The sequence below is a fragment of the Polaromonas sp. P1_E3 genome (assembly GCF_056405935.1).
The window spans coordinates 1-1,090 of the sequence record NZ_JBFUBD010000653.1 but is presented as its reverse complement, the minus strand read 5'-3'; the positions used below and the strand labels follow the sequence as shown (position 1 = coordinate 1,090).

The following is a 1,090-nucleotide window of genomic DNA, read 5'->3' as shown; positions in this document are numbered from 1 at the left end:
GTTTTTGAGTGATCCCAGAGGATTACTTGTTGGCGCGGGTGCCAACCACTTCGATTTCCACGCGGCGATTCTTCGCGCGGCCTTCGGCGGTCTTGTTGTCAGCAACTGGCTGTTTCTCGCCCTTGCCTTCAGTGTAGACGCGGTTTTTCTCGATGCCCTTGGACACGAGATAGGCCTTGACGGCTTCCGAACGGCGAACCGACAGCTTCTGGTTGTAAGCATCGCTACCCACGGAGTCGGTGTGACCCACGGCGATGATGACTTCCAGGTTGATGTCCTTGATCTTGCCGACCAGGTCATCCAGCTTGGCTTTGCCTTCTGGCTTGATCACTGACTTGTTGAAGTCAAAGAAAGCGTCAGCAGCGTACGTAACTTTCGTTGCGGCAGGAGGAGCAGCCGGAGCAGCAGCAGGTGCTGCAGCAGCAGGAGCAGCGGCAGCTGGAGCAGCAGGAGCCATCGAAGGGGCAATTGCGCCATCGCAACCAGGCGCTGCGGTAGCAGGCGTCCAGTTGGAATCACGCCAGCACAATTCGTTGGTGCCGTTTTTCCAGACCAGTTCGTTGGAACCGTTTTTCCAGTTGTCGATAGTTTGTGCACCAGCGGCGGTAACAAGCGCTGCGGAAGCAAACAACATTGCCACTTTGTTGAGTTTCTTCATGGTTCTCCTCTAGAGAAAAGCCGCAGACTGGCTGCGATTAGTAATTTACACGCCGTGAGTGACCATCACTCAAAGCGTTACATCGATTGTGCCACACCTGCCTGAACCTTCAAGCACGCTATCGGCTTCGTCTGACACAGACTTAAGATTCTCTAGCATTTGTTGCTGTCCCGCCACAGGGCCTCGCTTTAAACTCCGGCCTTAAAATCATTGGTTTCCTTCAAGAATCTCGAAATCCCAACCAGGCCGCTCATGACCCAGTTCGCTAAAGAAACCCTGCCCATCAGTCTTGAAGAGGAAATGCGGCGAAGCTACCTCGACTACGCGATGAGCGTGATCGTCGGGCGGGCCTTGCCTGATGCCAGGGACGGCCTGAAGCCGGTGCACCGGCGCGTGCTTTTTGCCATGCACGAGTTGAACAACGACTGGAAC

Annotated in this window: 2 protein-coding genes; one reads left to right on the top strand and one right to left on the bottom strand. The window is 55.0% G+C overall.

The window, feature by feature from the left end:
• Window positions 1–22 precede the first annotated feature (22 nt).
• Window positions 23–658 (bottom strand): outer membrane protein OmpA, encoded by a 636-nt coding sequence (gene ompA / locus AC1D0Z_RS22535; protein ID WP_477660367.1) that lies wholly within the window; start codon window positions 656–658, stop codon window positions 23–25.
• A 252-nt stretch (window positions 659–910) separates the two neighbouring features.
• On the opposite strand from ompA, the gene AC1D0Z_RS22530 reads away from it, so the two are divergent.
• The coding region (locus tag AC1D0Z_RS22530; protein WP_477660366.1) for a DNA gyrase subunit A at window positions 911–1,090 on the top strand (180 nt) is incomplete at its 3' end.

Bases quoted from the DNA above. Each gene is read 5' to 3' on its own strand.
- ompA (WP_477660367.1), bottom strand. From the start codon at position 658: ATGAAGAAACTCAACAAAGTGGCAATGTTGTTTGCTTCCGCAGCGCTT.